The following is a 22598-nucleotide window of genomic DNA, read 5'->3' on the forward strand; positions in this document are numbered from 1 at the left end:
TCCCCTATTTTTTTAGTGCCGCAAAAAAATATTAATCTGCCGTAAAACAATATTATTCTTTCGTAAAAAAGTATTAATCTGCCTCAAAACAATATTGATTAGTCGAAAAACAATATTAATCTGGCGCAAAACAATATTAGTCTGTCGCAAAACAATATTAATCTGGCTCTAAACAATATTAATCTGGCTCTAAATAATATTAATCTGCCTCAAAACAATATTAGTCTGTCGCAAAACAATATTAATCTGGATCTAAATAATATTAATCTGTCGCAAATCAATATTAATTTGCCTATAAACAATATTAATCTGCCTCAAAACAATATTAAAAAATGCCTGATTATATGGAAAAAATATGGAAATTAAGCACAATCTTCTTTGTCTGAAGAGGTCAACTCAACTCCCCTTTTTTAGTGCAGTTGCCCCATTTTTTCACATCCGACTAATTTTTGAGCCATTTAACCGGAAATCAAACGCAAAACTAAGGATCCTGTAATTTGAATTAGATAAACAAGTTTTAGTACATTTGCAATCTTATGTTTCAGTTCCAAAAATGCCTGAATAAAGCGCAGGCATAAAATTAAAAAGTAAACATCAGAGTTTTAATTACAGAAGAAAATGAAAATCAGGATATAACCATCAAAAACCCCTGAACATGAAATCTAAGTTTTTCAAAACACTTTTGATTGGTTTTTTTATTCATTTATCAACCATCGTTTTCGGTCAATCCTGCACTCAACACGGGCAGAGTTATTTTACCTGCGGAGTTCCGACAGATGAGTTTGAATATATGCGAGCCACATCAGTCAATGCCGGCTCACAGGTTCAATCAAACTGGTGTTGGGCGGCGTGTATTCAAATGATACTTAACTATCACGGTTTGTATGTCAATCAGGCGGATGTTGTTACTAAAATTTACGGCTCACCATATATAAACCTGCCTGCAAATGAACAACAGATTATTCAGGCTTTAAACGGTTGGGCACCTAATTCAAAAGGAAATTATTCGAGCGTTTATGCTTACGGAGGATATACCACAGTTGAAGAAACGGTAAACGCTTTATCCGGTAAATGGCCGCTGATTGTCGGTTTGATGGACCCCATGACCGGGTCAGGACATGCTTATGTGTTAACTGCCATTACTTATTATAACCAATACGATTATTTCGGTAACATCGTCGGAATAATACCGGAGAAAGTGGTGCTCAGAGACCCGTGGCCGGGAAACCCTTCGCGTCAGGAATGGAACTGGTATGAATTTCAAAACCGTTGTATGATGGCGGTTAAAGTTTGGGTTGGAAACGAGTAAACAGAGAAGAACTGAATTTTACACTTAAAAGCGAATATTACCTGATAGACTAACAATAAAAATGAGTTGTGAGCAATGAGTAACAGAAATGAAAAACTCTGGAAAGTAAATTGTTAGCCTAAAAATCTTTGTAATAGATAAAATTTTATAAAAAAACGGGCAATACTCTTCACCTTTGATTATTTGTTATTGGTGATTAACAATTACCCACTATCGGCTAACCAAAGCAAACATCCTGTCAACAGATGCTAAATTCAGTTGAAACATCCATTCATGTTGAAAATATTATCCGGGCAAGTTATCGTTTAAACGGAATTTCTGCCGAAACCCCGATTCAGTTCAACCGCAACTTATCAGAAAAATATGAAGCCAATATTTTTCTTAAAAGGGAAGATTTACAAGTTGTTCGTTCCTATAAAATCAGGGGAGCCTATAATTTGATGTCACAACTACCCGAAAAGCAGGCAAAAAAGGGGATTGTTTGCGCAAGTGCCGGAAATCATGCACAGGGAGTTGCCTACAGTTGTCAGTTGTTGGGAATTAAGGGTAAAATTTATATGCCTACTACTACGCCACAACAAAAAATCAAAAGGGTTCAGCTCTTGGGTAAACAATTTGTAGAAGTGGTGTTATGTGGAGATACTTTTGATGCAGCTAATGCCGAAGCCCTTACATACAGCGAACAAAACTCCAAAGTATTAGTGCCTCCTTTTGAACATCCATTAATTATAGAAGGTCAGGGAACTGTAGGCGTGGAAATTTTAAAACAATTCAAGGGACATATAGATTATCTCTTTGTACCTATAGGAGGAGGCGGTCTAATTGCCGGTGTAGGCAGTTATGTCAAGCGTCTTAACCCCGACACTAAAATAATCGGAGCTGAGCCTTTGGGAGCACCTGCCATGAAAAGAGCCATTGAAGAAGATCAGGTAGTAATTTTGGACAGTATAGATACTTTTGTGGACGGTGCTGCAGTGAGGAGAGTTGGAAAAATCAATCTTGAAATTTGCAAAAGCGTGATGGATGATTTGGTTTTAGTACCTGAAGGAAAAATCTGTACTTTTATTTTGAGTTTGTATAATGATGACGCTATTGTAGTGGAACCGGCAGGAGCTTTGTCCATTGCCTCCCTTGATTTTTACCGTTCTGAGATTAAAGGAAAAAATGTGGTTTGTATAGTCAGCGGTGGAAACAATGATATTGAACGGATGCCGGAAATCAAAGACCGCTCGTTAATTTTTGAGGGGTTAAAACATTATTTTATCATAAAATTCCCGCAAAGGGCAAGCGCATTTAGAGAATTTTTGGTAAAAGTATTGGGTCCTGATGACGAAATCACGGACTTTGAATATACGAAAAAACACAATAGAAGCAGCGGTCCTGCTTTAGTAGGGATAGAATTGAAACAAAAAGAAGATTACCCTCCTTTAATTGAACGAATGGACGCAAGCGGCTATGAGTATATTGTAGTCAATGATAACTACAACCTGTTCAACTATTTGGTTTGAGTATCATATCAGTTCCTTACTTCGTTTCCGATAATTCTCCGCCGGGATTAGTTTTAATAACACAGAGTTCTGTATTGTTCTTTTGTGTTACAAAACCGGATAGTACAAATCCACCATCAGGAGCCATTAACAACATGTTTGCCAGATCATCTTCAATGTCTCCAAGTTCTTTTTTCCAATCTAAAGCACCGTTCCTGTGGAGTTTTAGCAGCCAGATATCTTTTCCGCCATGCCCGAAAGATGTGGTATAACCGGCAATGGCAAAACTCCCGTCCTGCATGGCTATAATGCTTTTTGCTCCGTCATTCCCTTCTCCTGAAATTACTTTATTCCATTGTTCTTTTCCTTCGGCATCAAACTGAACCATCCAAAGATCTAAACTTCCATTGCCATAAGACTGAGAATGACCTGCAGCAATCATTCTGCCATCATTTAGTTTAGTTAATGCAGTAAAAACATCATTGCTTTTCCCTCCGGTTTTGGTTTGATGTAATATGTTTCCCTGCAAATCGCATAAAACTAACCAGCCATCTGTGTGAGTTTCGGGAAATTCCAGCGTATATCCTGCAAAAGCAAATGTCGAATCGTTCAAAAAAACAACCGACGTGGCTGCATCTGCACCTTGTTTGCCATATTTGAAGTTATCTATCAGATTGCCTTCATCATCAAAATGTCCCAACCATGCGTCCGTTGCCGAAGTATCTGAAACCTGAATATGACCGGAAATAATAAAAGTCGAGTCTTTGTTTTCGGCAATAGCCAAACCGCTTACAGAAACTGAATCACTCCCCCATTCTTTTTCCCAGAGACTTCGTCCTTCCTGATTGATTTTAACCATCCAAACATAGTTTTTATCATTCAGTTCAGAAGTTCCTACTGCTACAAAATAGCCGTCCAAAGTAGGAGTCAAAGCATGTAAAAAGTTTTCGTCCCCGTTTCCGAGAGTTTGTCTTCTTTCTAAAAGTCCGTGAGCATCCGTTTTGATTAGCCAACCCTTTGAGTTGCCATTTCCCCATGATTCGGTATTTCCAACCAACAGATATCCTCCATCATTAGTCAAGGCAATGCCAATGCCTTCATCTTTTTGAGCACCACCGAAAGTATTGAAAAAAGTGATGTCCATATTGATCTGAACAGCCTTGATTTGTTCTAAGGCATAACGATCATCGGGGCGATAGCTTAAAGCTGAACTGTAAAAATTGAGAGCATCTTTATAGGATTTGTGCTGATAAAGACTATCTGCAATTTTGCGGTAAAACTGATATTGCTTCTCTTCATTGTTATTGCCCGAATTCCACAAACGCAATCCTGCATAAATTATGGAAATCAAAAGCAATAAATAGAGCAAGCTCTTTAAATATCTATAAGGTCCGGATTTCTTTTTTTCAGGGTCTTTCATGGGGTAAAATTAAACACCATTCATCAAATAACAAGTAAACTGGCATTATACTTGCCGGAAGATTTGTCAAATCCTGAACGCATATATACTGACAAAGCCGGGTAAAAACGGATTGTTTTACCGTTCACTAAATGAAACAAGCAGATTTTAATTGAAAGTATTTTTTTATGGTTTCATCAAGAAAAAAATAAGTTGTGTAAAATAGTTGGCAATATAAAAGTTAAATCCTAATTTGTGTTTTGTTTTCAAAAAGAGATAAAAATGCAAGCTTTGAGTGTAAAAAGAGAGTTAGATTAATCGGTTTTTAAACTTAGTTTTTTTTGAATCTGTCATCTTCCAAATCATCATATAATACCATCAAAATGAAAACAGCTATACTTTTTTTAACTTTTTTTGTGCTTGCTTCTACATCTGCTTTAACAGCACAAAACAGTCCCACAAAGCGCTACGTTGAAAGTGAAGAGGTTAAAAATCTGCAAAAAGACACGCCTATTCAGGTGAGGGTAGCTACCTATCGTTTCAAAAAACTTACAGGTGCTAAAAACCTGACCGAGTTTACGGAACTTGATGCCTTGAAACTGGAGAAATTTTTTATGGATATGCCGGGTATGTTGTCTTGTTCTACAAATGCTTTAGACAAAGAAGTAAAACTAATAGCCCGTCGTTTGGTAAATGGAACTGAAGTGTTTTTTCCACAAGAGTTAGTCAATACTTTACATACAATGGGATATGCGGTGATTAGTCTTGCCGCAAGTGACGAAGACGTTATATTTGTAGTAAGTAACCGGTGCAAAAACACAGCGGTCGTATTACCCGGAGGTGCTGAAATTGTAGGCAGTGATTGTGTTGATTGCGGAAAACAGAAAGTGAGCAAAGAATTGTTGGATAAATTTAAAGATGCCGATTTTGGAGGGGAAATGATAGATTTTGGAAGCCCTGAATTAGATACAAGTGTTGCCAACGATCAGGAATAGTTTATTTCTATTTAAAAATTAGAACTACTTTTTTACCAACACACATCAGCAAGGGATATTTCATCCGGAAGGAAAGGTAAAACATAGGATTTACATCCGAATTTTTCTAACTCTGCTCCTGTAGTTTTGCCGATTGCAATGATTTTTTCGGCATTTTCAAACAGATATTTTTTAGAGTAAGACTTAACATTTAATGGGCTGGTGAAAATCAGGATTTGACAGGAAGGTAATTCAAACTCTTCCAGTTCTTTGTTCCGGTAAACTGCAAGATTGTGAGCTGTTACTGACTGACCTAAAACTTTTTGAACAGTTTCAAGGCTGTTTTCCGCACATGGAAACAAAACTTTACTTCCTTTATTCAAATCTCCAAACAGTCGTGCACTTGCTGTGATATCAGACCCTTCCCCTTCAAAGCTGCAAACCCGGTGATATTGCCGGATAGTTTGTGCTGTTGTTCGACCAATAGCTGCAAAACGGACTTTGGGGTTAATTTCGGGATTTTGATCAAAAAAGAATTTTACCGCATTTGGACTGCTGAAAAAAATCCAATCAACTATTGGTATTTCAGAAAAAGGCAATGGAGTTAAATAAATTAAAGACTGTGCATGTACTGTATAATTGCGTCGGTTCATTGCTTTTAAAAAAAAGCTGTCCGAAGTTAAATGTCTTGAAATAAAAACTGACTTTTTGGAAGAACTCTTTAGTCTGTTTGTTATCTGTTCAGATAATCCGTCTAAAGTTTTACTTTGAAAAAAGACCCGAATTGGGAAATCGAATTCATTTTCAGCAAAACAAGCCCAAATTTGCATACCTTGTTCGTTGTTTTGGGTAGCATAAACTCCAATCGGTTGCTGACATCCGCCACCCAATGCATTTAAAACCGACCTTTCAAAATTGACTAACATTTCAACATCAGGATGGTGTAAATGTCTCAAAACTTTCTTCATTTCCTGGTCATTATCCCTGATTTGATAAGCCAATACTCCCTGAGCAGCTGCAGGAACTGATAATGTTTGAGTTAAAATAACGCGGTGAAAACCTTTTAAGTCAATATTTAACCTGTTCAATCCGGCTGCCGCTAAAACAACAGCTTCCACTTCGTTACCTATTTTTTCTAATCGCGTCTTAACGTTTCCTCTGATATCTTTCAACTGCAAATCCTTCCTGATTGCATGCAATTGGGCTTTTCTCCTCGATGCAGAAGTTCCTACTGTAGCATTTGTTTTTAGATTTAATGGCTTCGACATATCAACAGCATCAGGATGAATGATTAACACATCAAATGGATTTTCCCGATAAGAACAAGCACCTACGCACAAACCCGGTTCTGACTGAGTTGGCAGATCTTTAAAAGAATGAACCGCCATATCAATTTCACCGTTAAGTAAAGCGTGTTCGAGTTCTTTGGTAAAAAAGCCTTTTCCTTCAATTTTGTTAAAAGATAAATTTTGGAAGTTGTCTCCTTTGGTATGAATAACTTTGATGCCGACTTCCAGGCCTGCTTTAATTAACTGATTTTGAGCATAATGTGCCTGCCATAGTGCTAACTCACTCCCTCTTGTTCCAATAATTATTTTGCTTTTCATGTCTCAAAAGTAAGGTTTTTTAATACTTCCGATGATCATAGAATATGTTTTTGTTTTACCAATATGTTAGGTTAAATCAACCGTTTCCATCAAACTGATTAATTTGTACTATCTTTGTATAATTCATTAATAAACAAGCACGGCATTAAAATAGAAATCTCTTTTTAGGGTCAGTTTTCTACCGCTAAACTTTAATTGTCTAAACAAAAAACAAATGAAATTTATAACAGAGAAGAATATTTTAAAAGGGATTGAGACCATAGATGCCTTATCAGATGACAGTTTTATTAACTTTTTTGAAAATTTTACCAAAGAACAACCGGATTTAGTAGCATATATTATCAGTTCATCAGAAGAACACCTGAATGATGAAGAAGGTCAGTTTTTACTCTTAAATATATTGTTGTTCTGGTATGTTACAAAAATTGCTGAGGTAGAACTTCCTGTTATTTCGATGGATACCATCATTAAATCGGAAGAAAGCAACAATGTTTTGTTCGAAGCAATTTTTGGAGAAAACGATGAAGAGTATATTCTTAATTCAGATGATCTGATAGAGGGGCATCCTCAAAGTGAACTGATGTACTTTGCCATTAACGCTACTTTTAATAACGACGAAATGGAGGAGGCTGCCCAAAACATAATATTTGCATTGTCTAAAGTAATTATTGACGTTTTACATAGCGAGGGTAATTGATTAAATTAACGCATTCTTTAGTTTAGTTTCTGCTATCTGTTAATGTTGAATAGAAAATAAATGAGTTATCCGGAAGCCCAAAAGAGAATAGAAACTGCAAAACTTGAAAAAGCAGAATCATTAAACCTGTCCAATTGCGGGCTTACACAAATTCCTCAAGAGGTTTTTTTATTATCTCATTTAAAGGAACTGAAGTTGGGGTACTGGTCTGATTATACTCAAACAAACAGAAACCGGATTACTCATCTGCCCGCCGAAATTCAAAATCTGGAAAATCTGAGACTTCTCGATCTGAGTTGTAATCTTATTGAAGAGCTACCCGAAGAAATTTTAACCTTAAAAAATTTAGTTACCTTAGATTTGAGCAGAAATGCCCTGAAATTTTTACCAGAGCATATAGGTAAACTTAACAGACTTCAATCCTTAGATCTTGGGTTTAACCAACTTACAACGCTGCCAGCTTCCTTCTCCTTACTTAACCAGTTAGTACGGTTAGGGTTGAATAACAATCAGATTACTGTTTTGCCCGAAGTGTTTACAGGGTTTAAAAAATTACAGCGACTTGATCTGAGCAATAACCAGTTGTATGATCTGTCTGCCGGAATTGTTTGGTTAGAAACACTACAGCATTTATCTGTCAGTAGTAATCATCTTAGGAAATTGCCTTCAGAAATTGGAAATTTGGTGAAACTGCAAAGGCTTCACTTAAATAATAATCTGCTTACAAATCTGCCGGATGAATTTGTTCGGCTTGCTTCACTGCAAAGGCTTTATTTGGGAAGCAATGCCATTGAATATTTGCCTGACGAAATTCATCTGCTTCAAAAGCTTCAACTTCTTGATTTAAACAACAACTGTATTTCGTTCTTGCCCGATTCGATTCATCAACTGATAAACCTTGAATATGTTGACTTGAGGGATAATGTGATTGTTGAACTTCCTGACAAACTCGACAAACTTAAAAGCCTACAGTTATTAGATATTCGAAACAATCATATCCGGCAGTTACCCGAATCAGTTGCATGGCTTCCAAATCTTCAATATTTATATCTCAACGACAATCCAATAGAAACCCCTCCTCCTGAAATTGCTCATCGGGGGCTTCCTGCCATTCGGCATTATTTTACTGAATTAAACAAAGCACTCGAAAAAGATTACCTCTATGAGATAAAACTCCTGCTTGTTGGAGAAGGCAGGGTTGGTAAAACTACGTTATCCAAAGCCTTAACCAACCCTTCTTTTGCATTGGAAGATGAGGTAAGCACCGAAGGAATTGACATTAAAGAATGGATTATACCAAAAGAACAATTAGGGCTGAAGAAAGACTTTAGGGTAAATATCTGGGATTTTGGGGGTCAGGAAATTTATCACTCCACACATCAGTTTTTTTTGACCAAACGTTCCGTTTATATTCTTGTAACCGAATCCAGAAAAGAAGACAAGCACGAAGATTTTTACTATTGGCTGAATATTATTCAAATTCTTGGTGGTAAAAGCCCGGTTATTCTCGCTCTTAACAAATGCGATCAGCCCATAAAAGAGCTTCCCATAAAAGAATATCAAAAAACCTTCAAAAATATAGCAGCTTTCAGCAAAATCAGTTGCCATCCTGATTATATTTCTACGATTCAGGAATTAAAAACTACTTTAAAAAATATATTAACCAACAGAGAATTGCTACCTCATTTGGGAACCCCTCTCCCAAAAGTGTGGATAGATATAAGAGCAGAACTTGAAGCTTTAAAAAACGAAAATAAAGACTTCATATCTTACAAAGAGTATATCACAATTTGCCGCAAACATTATATTGATCAGGAAGGGGCCATGTATTTGAGTGATTTTTTTCACGATTTGGGGATTATTCTGCATTTTCAGGATGATCCCGATCTAAAAAACATGATTTTTCTCAACCATGATTGGGTTACAAGCGGGGTTTATAAGGTATTTGACAATCAACGGGTAAAAAATAAAAGAGGGCATTTCACCAATGAAGACCTCGAAAACATTTGGAATGAAGAAATTTATGCAGGTCAGCGAAAACAATTACTTGCTTTAATGAAAAATCCAAAGTTTGAATTGTGTTTTGAACTTCAGACCGGGCAATATCTTGCTCCACAATTGCTTCCCGTAGATGAGCCTGAACACGATTGGCACCCTCCGTCTTTTTTGATGTATGAATACCGGTATCATTTTATGCCTAAAGGAATTTTACCGCGCTTAATCGTTAAACTTCATTATTTTATTTCAAAAACCGTCAATTGGAGATATGGGGTGTTAATTCATTACAACCAAACAATGGCTTTGGTAAAGGAGAATTATTTTGAGAGAAAAATCAGCATCTGTATAACCGGTTCAAACTACAAAGAAATTTTGGAATTGGTGCGCAACTCCTTGGATGATATCAATGGTAATTTTAGCAATTTGCAAATCAGGGAAATGCTTGCATGTCAATGCAATGAATGTTTGAACCAAGTAAACCCACATTTTTTTCCGGTACAACTCTTATATAAATATGCTGAAAATGGAAAGGATTTTATTGTTTGCGAAAGAAGCCTTGATAATGTAAACATCTATCTACTTTTGCAAACAGCATTTAAAGGAATTGACCATCCATCAGAATCTGAACTAACCGGCAACAATCCGGATACTATGATAAATGAGTCAGAAAGTCAGCCATCAGTTCCGGAAGTGCCCTTAAAAAGAACGATGTTGAATAAAGAGGAAGTAGAAACGACTCCGGCGAACAAACCTGCCTTTATAAAAATTATCATTCCTGTAATTCTAATTCTGATGTTGTTTGTCGGGTCAATTGGTGCGTTGGTCTTTTATGAGATACTTTTATGGTGGACCTTACCGATTGCACTATTAACAGCATTTATTTTGTTCCTTATTTTTATGATGGTTTTAAATGAACGCAGAAGTAAAAGCGATTTTTAATCCATCAAATTACTTGTTAAATAATCTTTACATTACAGAATGTCCAACCAGAAATCATTCTCAACTAATACTATCTTTCCCGCTATTTAAAAGATTTAAACTTATCATCACCTGCAAAAAAATCATCCAAGACATGTATCTTAAAAATACTCTTTCCCTATATGTGATTATAACTTTGTTGATTTGTTTCAACTTAACCTCAACGGAAGCCCAAACAAAAATGGATTCATTGGGCAATTATTTTTACGATATGGGGTTAAGCAGTTTGTGGGGTTATTCTGACAGCGAGGGTCGCGAATACGCATTAGTTGGAGTCATTAATGGGCTTTCTATTGTTGATATTACTGAACCCACAAATCCCGAAGAACTGTTTTTTATACCACAGCCCTCTGGTTTTTGGCGAGAAATTAAAAACTGGCAGAATTATGCTTACGTGGCAAATGAAACAGATGAAGGTATCCTGATAGTAGATTTGGGACATTTACCGGATACAGTCTTTTATACAAATTATACTGCTGACAGCCTCATAAAAACATCTCATGCCCTTTGGATAGACGAATTTGGTTATGCTTATATTGCCGGCTATAATAATTTTACCGGTTCTGTTCCTGTCAATAACAGGGGGGTTGCCATACTTGACCTGAATTCCGACCCTATGAATCCGGTTTTAGTCAATCAATATACCGATCAGTATGTACACGATATGTATGTGCGCGACAATATCATGTATGCTTGTGAAATATATGCCGGACAATTTACGGTGATTGATGTTTCTGATAAAACCAATTTGGAAGTGATAGCACATCAGAATACTCCAAGTTTATTTACTCACAATGCCTGGCTATCTGATAACGGGCAATATTTATTTACAACAGACGAAAAAAACAATGCTTACGTAACAGCTTATGATGTGAGTGATTGGTCGGATATAAAAGAAGTGGCACGATATCAAAGCAATCCCGGAAGTTTATCTATGCCTCATAATGTGCATGTTTTAAATGACTTTTTAGTTATTTCCTATTACAGGGATGGCGTAAAGATTGTGGATGCTCACGAGCCTGATATATTGGTTGAAACAGAATATTTTGACACATCTCCTCAATCGGGACCCGGATCTCAGGGTTGTTGGGGTGTTTACCAGTTATTCCCTTCCGGCAATGTGATTGCAAGTGATCGCCAATTGGGATTGTTTATCATGAAGCCGGACTATCGGCGTGCTGCTTATTTAAGGGGTACGGTTATTAATTCACAGACAGGATTGCCAATTTCAGGTGCAACTCTACAGATTAGTAGTACAAATGTTTCTGCAACAAGTGATTTGACAGGTCAGTTTAAAGCCGGTGTAGCACTTGAAGGCAACTATAATATACAGTTTTCAAGATATGGATATGAAACGCTTTTACTTAGTGATGTTACGTTAACGGAAGCAGAAACACTATATCTAACAGTTGAACTTGTTCCTTTGGATCCGTTTGTGGTTCAGATAAATGTAAAAGATCAACTGAGCGGAAACAACCTAAGTAATGCTTATGTAGAAATATCGCATTCACAAGGAAACTACAGTGCAACAACAAATAGCAGCGGCATTGCTGAATTTGAAGGTCTATACGACGACAATTTTAATATTTATGCCGCTAACTGGGGTAACCTGCCTAAGTATCAACAAGGGTTTACTTTTAGCAACTCAGATAATGAGGCCACTGTTTTACTTGAAAAAGGCGTTTACGATGACTTTTATACAGATTTGGGATGGTCTGTCAACAACGTAGGTGCAAATCCGGAAGGTAACTGGATTAAACAAACTCCCATTGCTTCATATTATGGAGATACAGTGAGTAATCCTGATACAGATGTTCCAGGAGATACGGGCAGCGAATGTTTTATGACCGGAAACGGTTTTGGTGCAAATACACAGGATCATGCACTCATAACAGGAAACACCACACTATATAGCCCGCCATTTGATTTGTCGGGATATTCCAACCCATATCTTAGTTTTTACAGGTGGTTTGTTGCTTATAACTCAGTGAATAATGCCGACAGCCTTAATTTTTATCTCAGTAATGGCTTTGAAACCGTATTGTTACATACAGTTCATGCCAACGATTTTTACCTTCGGCAATGGGTTTTAGAATCCTTCAGAATTTCTGATTATATTGAACCAACAGCAGGTATGCAACTGATCATTACTGCTTCTGCTGCTTCTACCGATGTAATCATGGAATGTGGTTTTGACCTTTTTCAGATAACAGACGATTATGCTCCTCAGGTTGGAATTAACATGTTCCATACTTCTAAATCTGAGTTTAAGTTAATCCCAAACCCGGTCGAGAATATTGCCTACTTATATTCTGATGCCGGTATTCATGAGGTTTCAGTGTTTGATATTCAAGGACAATTAATCAAAACCTATAAAACTTCAGACTACAACACAACTAACCAGGTTACCATCGAAACTGACGGGTTAAATTCCGGGCTTTATATTGTTCAGGTAAAAACCAATTCTAAAATAACTGTCCTAAAAATGGAAGTTGTCAGATGATGGTTAAAGTGAGGTTACGATAAGCCATTTCACTGAAGTGTTTCAAAATTATATCTTTACCTAATGCCGGAATAACTTATAATTATGACAGGCTCTCATAGATTGAATACTCTCTATTCTTATGTTTAGGAAGAAAGGATTTTAGATATTCGCACTAATTCAGGGTCAACGGTTACATTGTGTTTAATGGCTTCGTTAAAGTTTGTATAAACAATTTTGTCGTGGATTACTCCAACCATCACGTTTTCAATGCCGTTAATCAACGCTTCCACTGCTGCTACCCCAAGCCTGCTTGCTAAGACTCTATCCTGACAAACCGGCGAACCGCCCCTTTGAATATGACCAAGCACAGTTACGCGGCTGTCATACAGTCCTTGCGGCAATTTACTGACTACTAATTTTGAAATCTCCATTGCTCCTCCCCTTTCATCACCTTCTCCGACAATTACAATACTCGATTTCTTCTTTCTCATTCTAAACAGTTCTAATTGTTCAACAAGGGCATCAATTGACAAATAAGCTTCAGGGATTAAAATGGCCTCTGCCCCACCTCCAATTCCGGTGGATAATGCGATAAACCCTGCATCTCGTCCCATGACTTCTATGAAGAAAAGGCGACTATGTGAAGATGCGGTATCCCGTATTTTATCAATAGCTTCAATCACCGTGTTAATGGCAGTTGCATATCCGATTGTATAATCTGTGCCATATAGGTCGTTGTCAATCGTGCCCGGTATTCCGATAAAGGGAATTTGTGGATATTGTTTGGTGAACTCTAAAGCGCCTTTGAGCGTGCCATCTCCACCAATAGCAATTACACCATCAATACCGGATGCTTTTAAGTGTTCATAGGCTTTTTTCATTCCTTCGGGAGTTTTAAAGTCTTCGCTTCTCGCAGTTTCCAATATTGTCCCTCCACGTTGGATGATATTGCTTACATAAGCAGAGTTGATATTGTCTTCAATATCGTTTTCTATCAAACCGGCATATCCTCGCTTAATTGCTGAAACATATAGCCTGTGGTGGATTGCAGTTCTGACGACTGCACGAATACAGGCATTCATACCTGGTGCATCTCCTCCTGAGGTAAGCACCGCTATTTTGTTTATTCTTTTCTCTGTCATTTGTATAATACTTTAGAAATAGTTGAAAGATTATAGGTTGTGAAATAAGTAAAATGAAAACAGCAAAATGGGTGTTTCTGTTTGAAGTTTTAGGAGACTTTCAGGTTTCTTTTGTTACTGAGTAATGAAGAATAAGGTTAATCATTTTGAAACAATTACTACTTTTGAAACTCATTCTACTTTAATTATATCAACACTTACTATTTAAAATATGTTAGTTGCTATAGATTGGGTTGTTATTCTCGTTTTTATCCTGTTGAGTTTGGCAGTAGGTTTGTCGGTAACCCGCAGCGCAGGGAAGAATATGAGCAGTTATTTTTTAGGAGGACGCAACCTGCCCTGGTATCTTGCAGGCATATCCATGGTTGCTACCACATTTGCTGCTGATACTCCGTTGGCAGTAGCAGAACTTGTTGGTCAGAATGGAATTTCCGGTAATTGGCTGTGGTGGAATATGCTTGCCGGGGGGATGCTGACGACTTTTTTCTTTGCAAATTTGTGGAGAAGATCGGGGGTTTTAACAGAGGTTGAATTGATTGAGTTAAGGTATAGCGGAAAACCTGCCGCTTTTTTACGTGGATTTAAAGCGCTTTATCTCGGACTATTTATGAACGCTATAATCATTTCTTGGGTAAATGTAGCACTAATTTCCATATTTGAAGGGTTTTTCGGGCTTTCTAATTCAGATGCTTTTTTATATACTGCGGGTTTGATGTTTATAGCTGCAGTTAATGCCTCTTTATCGGGTCTGTTGGGAGTTGCTTTAACCGATGCCATTCAGTTTGTTATCGCGATGACCGGCTGCATTGTTTTGGCTGTTTTAGTATTAAACTCGGAACAAATAGGAGGAATTGCAGGGTTAAAAGAGCAATTGCCGGCAGAAACTTTCCAGTTTTTCCCCAATATTGGTGCTGAAGGTTCCGGCTCTGTTCTTGCCATAAGTGTCGGAACATTCTTTGCATATATCGGACTTCAATGGTGGGCAAGCTGGTATCCGGGAGCTGAACCCGGCGGCGGTGGATATGTTGCACAAAGAATGATGAGTGCAAAAAATGAAAAACATGCCGTCTATGCGACCTTATTTTTTCAGATAGCGCACTATTGTATTCGACCCTGGCCATGGATTATTGTCGCATTATGTGCTTTGGCATTGTATCCTGAGTTAAGCGATGCAGACAAGAAAATGGGTTATATCTACGCCATGCGTGATTTTTTACCGGCCGGATTAAAAGGATTGCTGATTGTTGCGTTTATTGCCGCCTATATGAGTACGATTACCACCCAACTCAACTGGGGTGCAAGCTATGTGGTCAATGATTTTTACCATCGTTTTCTCAACAAACAAGCTGCTCAGAAACACTTGATTTTAGTTGCAAGACTGACCACGTTATCTTTGATGATAATAGGGTTGTATGTCAGCACTCAAGTCAACAGTATTAAAGGACTGTGGAGTTTTATTATTGAGTGCGGAGCAGGATTAGGGTTGGTTCTGATTTTAAGGTGGTACTGGTGGCGCATCAATGCGTGGAGTGAAATTACCGCTACTATTGCCCCTTTCTTAGCTTATGCTGCCTGTAAATTTTGGTTTGAAATCCCGTTTCCCAATAGCTTTTTCATCACCATTGCCTTTACCACAATCAGTTGGATTGTTGTTACATTCCTGACCCAACCTACCGATACAGATGCCTTATCTAAGTTTTACAATACCATCAGACCTGACGGGAATTGGAGCCCTTTTTCCTCTGATTTGTCAGGTCAGGACAACTCCAATCAAAAAAACAGATTGGCAGGGTTGTTCGGAGCTTGGATCAGTGCTGTGGTGATGACCTATTCTATTCTATTTGCAAGCGGCAAATTGATTTTTATGGAATGGACTCAAGCTGTATTTTGGATGGCTATCGCATTACTCGGTTTTGGGCTATTGCGTTATAGCCTTCGATATACCAGAATATTCCATTAACATAGCCCGCTCGGAGTCTATTTATCCTGTTTGAAATGTCTTTATTAACTGAATTGCATTACTTAGGTTGCATTACCTATTTTGCGGAACTGTTCAAACATCCCTCTATTGTTTTTGAACAGTACGAGTTTTTTGAAAAAAGCACTTATCGCAACAGATGCTATATAGCTGGAAGTAATGGTATATTGATGTTGTCTATTCCTTTGGTTGGCGGCCGTCACCAACATCGAACCATTTCAAAGGATGTTCTTATTGACTATTCTTATAACTGGCAAAAAGTTCATTGGAACAGTATTGAAAGTGCCTATCAATCCAGTGCCTTCTTTGATTATTATGCAGATGCTTTGCAGCCTTCCTACCTTGTGAAACCTGCTTTTCTGTTCGACTTTAACTATACTCTCCTTCAAGTCATTCTAAAACTCTTGCGAACTGAAATTGCCTCTTCTTTTACGCGGTCTTACAACAAGCATTACGAGTCGGATGAGATAATTGACTTTAGAAACTGCATTCATCCCAAACAACTCAAGCAAACCGGGCATTTTAACTACCCTTTTCCGGCTTATTTTCAGATTTTTGCACATAAATACGGATTTCTTCCCAATCTTAGTATTCTTGATCTGATGTTTGCCAAAGGTCCTGAAACCTTGAACTACCTGACTTCCTGAAGGAGTTGTGTGGATTATATCAGGCTTTGGTTTTAATTGTTAGTCCTTAACCTCTCTTCTGATTATGAAAAGCAGATTACTACACCGTTTGTTTTACCTAAAACTCATCGCTTTGAACATCCTCGTTTTAACCGGTTCGTTTACGAATCTTCCAAACAAAGCACTTTACCGGTCGCCGGAGTTTTCCGTATTTACCAACCGCGTTGAACAAGGGAGTTATATGGCTAAAGCAATTGGTAAGCATAAATTGGTTTCTAACTATCAAAGTCCGGCGAACAGCAGATATAGTCGTGCGATAGAATTTAAGTTCAGCATCAACGGCAAAGACAATGAACTGCCCTTTGGGGTAAATCACCGCTTGGTTTTACTGCCGCAAGCAGGTAAAGTGATGAGTCCGGTGATTGAATTTGGGAAGGTGTTGTTACCGGATATCGTGTTGCCGGAATCTAATCCTTACTTAGAAGCTAATACAAAGCTGACACTTCTGTTAGATATGCGAGAAGTAATGAAGTCATTTGAGACTCAGGGATTTTACACCGGATTTAACGGGGATAAAATTGCGAAGACAGATTTCAGAGGAGTTTATGTGGCAGGTGGGTCTGCACCTTTGGGATGGGATTTTGAAAACCTGCCCTCCCGTCCTCAGTTTCAACTGACTGACGAAGATGGGGACGGGATTTACCAAATTACCCTGACTATGAATGCGTATGAACCCGACCGGTTTACCGCCAAAGAATGGCAGTTGAAACAAGACCTTTCGGGATTGCCCGCTTATACCTGCGGGATTCCGTTGATTGAAACGCTTTACAATCTTTCGCTCGAAGAAATGTTACTCAATATCAGACCTGACGGGGCTTTTATGGCCGGCGAAAAATGGGACGGAGTTTGGACGAGAGATATCAGCTACAGCATCTTGTTGTCTTTGGCGATGCTGCAACCCGAAGTTTCCCAAAAGAGCCTGATGGCAAAGGTCAGCAATGAGCGGATTATACAGGATACCGGAACCGGGGGTTCATGGCCGGTTTCTTCCGACCGTGTTTCGTGGGCGATTGCTGCCTGGGAGGTTTACCTGAGTACCGGGGATAAAGACTGGTTACAAAAGGCATATCGTATCACTAAAAATACGGCAGATGATGACCAAAAAAGCCTGACCGACATGCAAACCGGACTGATGATGGGAGAATCATCGTTTCTCGACTGGCGAAAGCAAACTTATCCCCGATGGATGAACCCTGTGGACATCTATCGTTCTCAAAATCTGGGTACCAATGCGTTGTTTGCCCGCACCTTCCAAATCCTTTCGTGGATGGAAAAAGAGTTAGGTTTGCCGGACAGTGGTTATGCGCATTTGGCAAAGCATATCTCGAACAGCATCAATCATTACCTTTGGTCTGATGAACTTCAATACTACGGACAATATCTGTATGGTTCAGATTTTCCGGTTTTATCTACGCGTTCAGAAACGCTTGGGGAATCCCTATGTGTTTTGTTTGACATAGCAGACAACAATCGGGCAAGTGCGGTGATTAGCCATACTCCTGCCCTGCCGTTTGGAACTCCCTGCATATTTCCACAGATTCCAAACATTCCTCCGTATCATAACAATGGCATCTGGCCTTTTGTACAAGCTTATTTTACCTGGGCGGCTGCAAAGATGAAGAACAGGGCGGCTGTTGAACATGGTCTGGCATCCATTTACCGGCAAACAGCCTTGTTTGTAACGAATAAGGAAAACATGACAGCCGATACCGGTGATTTTAACGGGACTGAAATCAATTCAGACCGGCAGCTATGGAGTGTTGCCGGTCATCTTGCTACGGTTTACCGCGTGTTTTACGGGATGAATTTAACTCCCGACGGTTTGATTTTTACCCCATTTGTGCCAAAAGCGTATAGAGGCAACCAAAAGATTACGGAACTTAAATACCGGAACGCTTTGTTGACCATTGAACTGAAGGGATACGGCTGTTATATCAGGAAGTATTCGATTAACGGACAGGTTTCCGATACTCCTTTTGTTCCGGCAGATGCCAAGGGTCCACAACATATTGTCATCGAGCTTGACAATCGTGCGGACGTTGAGCAGCCTTTTCAGATAATTCAAAACCGCTTTACTCCTGAAACACCTGAAGTAGTTGTTAGTAACCGGCAACTTCGCTGGGAGGCAGTTTCAGGTGCCAAACATTACCTGATTTATCAAAACGGGAGGCAACAGGGATTTACTAAGGAAACGGTCTATCCTTTTGAGCCGGGCAACAACCTGACTCAATATCAGGTCTGTGCCGTTGGTCAAAATGGCGATATTTCTTTTTTAAGCGAACCTGTTACCTTTTACCACCCCGATGCAGTTCAGCGCATTGAGGCGGAAACTATGACACAAGCGGAATCTTTGAACACTACCGGACATTCCGGACAAGGGGTCATCGAACTCAGCAAAACTAAAAATACGCGGCTCGGATTTGATATCACCGCTCCGGTCGAAGGGCAATACCGCATTTCATTTGGATACAGCAACGGCTGCGGCCCTATCAATACGGACAATAAATGTGCGATACGAACCCTTTCTATCCCTAAATACCTTCCCAATGGACGAACGGTTGTGTTTCCTCAGTCGGGCTTTGAAGAATGGTCAAACTGGGGCATGAGCAATGCCATAACCGTTTGGCTGCCGGCAGGAGTTCATCATGCTGTTTTGAGCCTTGAACCGCATAATAGAAACATGAACGGATTGATCAATACCTGTTACTTAGATTTTGTGGAAGTGGTCAGGCGGTAATCGCAGGATTAAACGGGAGTAGTGCGTTTCATTCCCAAAAGAATGGATTATCGTAAAGTTCCGGTTGCCGTTCTATGTTTTGTTCCGGCTTTCTCTCTTGTATTTCAAGGTTGCAAAATTTGCAATACCGTTTGTTTGTCTTTATTCAACTGAAACACAAGGTCGTCTAAGGAGGCGAACTTTTGCTCTCGTCTGATTAAAGAAACAAAGTCTATCTGGATGACCTCTCCGTATATGTCGGCAGAGAAATCGAAGATATGGACTTCAATAGTTTTGGTTTCACCATTAAAGGTAGGTCGCATTCCAATGTTCAGCATGGCTTTATACCTGTTTCCTCGCATTAAGACCCTGACCGCATAAACGCCGTTGTCGGGAATCAGTTTGGTTGAATCGTCTATGGATAAGTTGGCAGTAGGAAACCCGATTTTATTCCCCAACCGGTTTCCCTTGACCACAATTCCGCGAATGAAGTAGTCGTGCCCCAATAAATTTTTAGCAGTTTCAATGTCTCCGCACAACAATGCTTTGCGGATTTCAGTGGAACTAACCGACATTTGATCCACTAATTGTTTGGAGATTTCCTCAACAGAAAATCCTCGCGTCTTTCCCATAAGGGTCAAAAACTGCAAATCGCCGGCTCTGTCTTTTCCAAACCGGTGATTGTATCCGATGACAATGATTTTCGGATGAAAATGACTGACTAAGAACAGGTCCACATATTCTTCGGGAGTTTGCTCTGAAAAGGCTCGTGTAAAAGGGATGACGACCACGTTGTGTATTCCGTAATTTCGGAGCAGGTCAAATTTTTCCTCCGGCGGCGAAAGCAGTTGAATTGTGTTATCCGTTTCGACAATGGTACGTGGGTGGGGATGAAAGGTTATCAGGATACTTTCACCGTCAATTTGCCTTGCAAGTTCGTTGACGCGGTGAATGATTTGCTGATGCCCGAAATGAACTCCGTCGAAAGTGCCGATGGTAATGACTGGATTTGCAAAATGTGGCAGGTTGTCGAGGTGCTTAAAAATACGCATGGTTTAAGGCTGAAAATCAAAGAATACGGGAAAGGTTGCGCTCAAAGTTAGTGAAACCAATGGTAAATTTATCCGGTTTGATTATCTTTGCACCGGAATACCATGCTTTAAAAACATTGATTATCTTAAAATTCAGCTCCTTTCATCATGCTTACATTTATTGAACAATTATTAGGCTCGGAACAGGCAGATTATTTACTCAACCACCAATGCAGAACTGTTGACAAATCCCAACTTTCGTTGCCGGGCGGAGATGTGATAGACCGCGTTTGGAGTCATTCAAACCGCAACCTCCCTACGCTTCGGAGCATTCAGTCCATTCACAATCACGGACGACTCAGCGGCACCGGTTATGTGTCTATTTTACCTATTGACCAGGGGATTGAACACACCGCAGGCGCATCTTTTGCTCCTAATCCTGTTTATTTTGACCCCGAAAAAATAGTGCAGCTTGCCATCGAAGGCGGATGTAATGCGGTGGCATCTACTTATGGGGTGCTGGGCAGTATTGCCCGCAAGTTTGCGCACAAAATCCCTTTTGTGGTTAAAATCAATCACAACGAACTGCTGACTTATCCCAACAAATTTGACCAAATCATGTTTGGTTCCATTCAGGATGCCTGGAATATGGGCGCAGTGGCTGTCGGTGCTACCATTTACTTTGGTTCGGAAGAATCGAGCCGTCAAATTCAGGAAGTTGCTCAGGCATTTGAAATGGCGCATGAACTTGGAATGGCAACTATCCTTTGGTGCTATACCCGAAACAACGGGTTTAAAAAAGAGGGGGTTGATTTCCATGCCGCAGCCGACCTGACCGGGCAAGCCAACCATCTTGGGGTAACTATTCAAGCCGACATCATCAAACAGAAACTGCCTACCAATAACGGAGGATTCACCGCCATCAACTTCAGCAAAACCCACCCTAAAATGTATTCCGAACTGACTACCAATCACCCGATTGACCTTTGTCGCTATCAGGTGGTCAATAATTATATGGGAAGGGTTGGTCTGATCAATTCGGGGGGTGAATCGAAAGGCGCATCCGACCTTGCCGAAGCTGTTGCCACTGCTGTCATCAACAAACGCGCCGGCGGAATGGGCTTGATTTCAGGGAGAAAGGCCTTTCAGAAACCCGTTGCAGAAGGCGTTAAACTGCTCCATTCCATTCAGGATGTGTATTTAAGCAACGAAATTACCATCGCATAACTTTTGTTATTTACGGTGAACTCATCCCTGCAGAAGATGACGCTAACCGTTTTTACGTTTTGAGGTTGAATAACTATCCTAAAAAAAATGCCCGCAGAATATTCTGACGGGCATTACTTTTTCTAAACACTCACTTTAACACTTAAAAACCAAAATACTATACTTGCCTTTTTCTTATTTAGTGGAAGTAACTAAATTCACTTCAAGGTCAAATTCGTCATAAATTGTTTTGTCGCCCAAGCTGTCGAAAAAACTGCCGGAACCAAACCGTACATCATATTCGCTGCGGTCAACCACTATTTTAGCAGAGGAAGTGTAACCGGCTCCCTGATTTTGAACCACTTTTGCAAAGAATTTAATGGGCTTGGTAATGCCTTTGATGGTCAGGTCGCCGAGAATTTTGTAAGAACCTTGCGTTCCCTGATAGATAACATTGGTCATGCTGAATCTCGCAACGGGATGATTTGCTACCCCAAAGAAGTCGTCAGATTTTAAATGACCGACCAATTTGTCACCATATTCGCCTTGCATATCAGTGCAAGTGATAGAGTTCATGTCAATGTCAAAGTTTCCGCCTACGAGCTTTTCACCTTCAAAAGTCAGGGTTCCTGATTTGAGACTGATATTGCCTGTATGTTTACCTGTAACTTTGTAGCCGGTCCATCCAATCTTACTTTCTTTGATGTCCACACTGTAGGAGGCGCGCTCCCCTGAATTGCTGCTGATAAAACTCATACTTATTCCCGCAAAGATTACACTGATAAGTAAAAGCGAACTAAATCTTTTCATAACGGATTGTCTTTTTTTATTGATTTTATAAACTTAATGTCGGCGTGTTCTGTATTTCGTTGTTTAAACATAGAATAGCAGTAGAACGCTTTGCT

The 22598-nt window shown here is 39.3% G+C and carries 15 protein-coding genes; 10 read left to right on the forward strand and 5 right to left on the reverse strand.

The genetic code is table 11. The annotated features are described in order from the left end of the window. Window positions 1-655 precede the first annotated feature (655 nt). Both IPM47_13535 and ilvA read left to right on the forward strand, forming a co-directional pair. Window positions 656-1309: a C39 family peptidase gene (locus IPM47_13535; GenBank protein QQS27891.1), complete on the forward strand. Its 654-nt coding sequence runs from the start codon at window positions 656-658 to the stop codon at window positions 1307-1309. Between the two features lie 245 nt (window positions 1310-1554). Beyond that, a complete protein-coding gene (gene ilvA / locus IPM47_13540) occupies window positions 1555-2817 on the forward strand; it encodes a threonine ammonia-lyase IlvA (GenBank protein ID QQS27892.1) in 1263 nt (420 codons plus the stop codon). Between the two features lie 16 nt (window positions 2818-2833). Here the strand turns inward: ilvA and IPM47_13545 are convergent, their stop codons facing one another. Continuing rightward, entirely contained in the window at window positions 2834-4216 is a 1383-nt protein-coding gene (locus IPM47_13545; GenBank protein ID QQS27893.1) for a hypothetical protein, read from the reverse strand. Window positions 4217-4578: 362 nt separating this feature from the next. Here IPM47_13545 and IPM47_13550 point away from each other — a divergent pair, with 362 nt between their 5' ends. Further along, complete coding sequence (locus IPM47_13550; GenBank protein QQS27894.1) at window positions 4579-5190, forward strand: hypothetical protein; 612 nt, start codon at window positions 4579-4581, stop codon at window positions 5188-5190. A 32-nt stretch (window positions 5191-5222) separates the two neighbouring features. Here the strand turns inward: IPM47_13550 and hemC are convergent, their stop codons facing one another. Further along, window positions 5223-6776 (reverse strand): hydroxymethylbilane synthase, encoded by a 1554-nt coding sequence (gene hemC, locus IPM47_13555; protein QQS27895.1) that lies wholly within the window; start codon window positions 6774-6776, stop codon window positions 5223-5225. Between the two features lie 214 nt (window positions 6777-6990). On the opposite strand from hemC, the gene IPM47_13560 reads away from it, so the two are divergent. The 3 genes from IPM47_13560 to IPM47_13570 all read left to right on the forward strand — a co-directional run bounded on the left by IPM47_13560 (window position 6991) and on the right by IPM47_13570 (window position 12952). Next, complete coding sequence (locus IPM47_13560; GenBank protein ID QQS27896.1) at window positions 6991-7473, forward strand: hypothetical protein; 483 nt, start codon at window positions 6991-6993, stop codon at window positions 7471-7473. A gap of 60 nt (window positions 7474-7533) precedes the next feature. Further along, window positions 7534-10410, forward strand: a complete 2877-nt coding sequence (locus IPM47_13565; protein QQS27897.1) for a leucine-rich repeat domain-containing protein — start codon at window positions 7534-7536, stop codon at window positions 10408-10410. 133 nt (window positions 10411-10543) lie between these two features. Further along, entirely contained in the window at window positions 10544-12952 is a 2409-nt protein-coding gene (locus tag IPM47_13570) for a choice-of-anchor B family protein (GenBank protein QQS27898.1), read from the forward strand. Window positions 12953-13077: 125 nt separating this feature from the next. On the opposite strand, the gene pfkA is transcribed toward IPM47_13570, so the two are convergent. Beyond that, window positions 13078-14076, reverse strand: coding sequence for a 6-phosphofructokinase (gene pfkA / locus IPM47_13575; GenBank protein ID QQS27899.1), 999 nt, complete (start codon window positions 14074-14076; stop codon window positions 13078-13080). Window positions 14077-14287: 211 nt separating this feature from the next. Between pfkA and IPM47_13580 the strand changes: the two genes are divergently transcribed. The 3 genes from IPM47_13580 to IPM47_13590 all read left to right on the forward strand — a co-directional run bounded on the left by IPM47_13580 (window position 14288) and on the right by IPM47_13590 (window position 19477). Next, entirely contained in the window at window positions 14288-16036 is a 1749-nt protein-coding gene (locus IPM47_13580) for a Na+:solute symporter (GenBank protein QQS27900.1), read from the forward strand. Window positions 16037-16071: 35 nt separating this feature from the next. Continuing rightward, complete coding sequence (locus IPM47_13585; protein QQS27901.1) at window positions 16072-16701, forward strand: WbqC family protein; 630 nt, start codon at window positions 16072-16074, stop codon at window positions 16699-16701. Window positions 16702-16765: 64 nt separating this feature from the next. Beyond that, window positions 16766-19477 carry a glycogen debranching protein gene (locus IPM47_13590; protein QQS27902.1) on the forward strand — a complete coding sequence of 904 codons (2712 nt, stop codon included), beginning with the start codon at window positions 16766-16768 and terminating at the stop codon, window positions 19475-19477. Between the two features lie 104 nt (window positions 19478-19581). On the opposite strand, the gene IPM47_13595 is transcribed toward IPM47_13590, so the two are convergent. Further along, window positions 19582-20508 (reverse strand): bifunctional riboflavin kinase/FAD synthetase, encoded by a 927-nt coding sequence (locus tag IPM47_13595; protein QQS27903.1) that lies wholly within the window; start codon window positions 20506-20508, stop codon window positions 19582-19584. A gap of 147 nt (window positions 20509-20655) precedes the next feature. On the opposite strand from IPM47_13595, the gene IPM47_13600 reads away from it, so the two are divergent. Continuing rightward, window positions 20656-21714 (forward strand): class I fructose-bisphosphate aldolase, encoded by a 1059-nt coding sequence (locus IPM47_13600; protein QQS27904.1) that lies wholly within the window; start codon window positions 20656-20658, stop codon window positions 21712-21714. A 174-nt stretch (window positions 21715-21888) separates the two neighbouring features. On the opposite strand, the gene IPM47_13605 is transcribed toward IPM47_13600, so the two are convergent. Continuing rightward, a complete protein-coding gene (locus tag IPM47_13605; GenBank protein ID QQS27905.1) occupies window positions 21889-22503 on the reverse strand; it encodes a YceI family protein in 615 nt (204 codons plus the stop codon). Window positions 22504-22598: the final 95 nt, after the last annotated feature.

The sequence above is a fragment of the Sphingobacteriales bacterium genome, assembly GCA_016700115.1.
Classification (GTDB): Bacteria; Bacteroidota; Bacteroidia; order Chitinophagales; family UBA2359; genus UBA2359.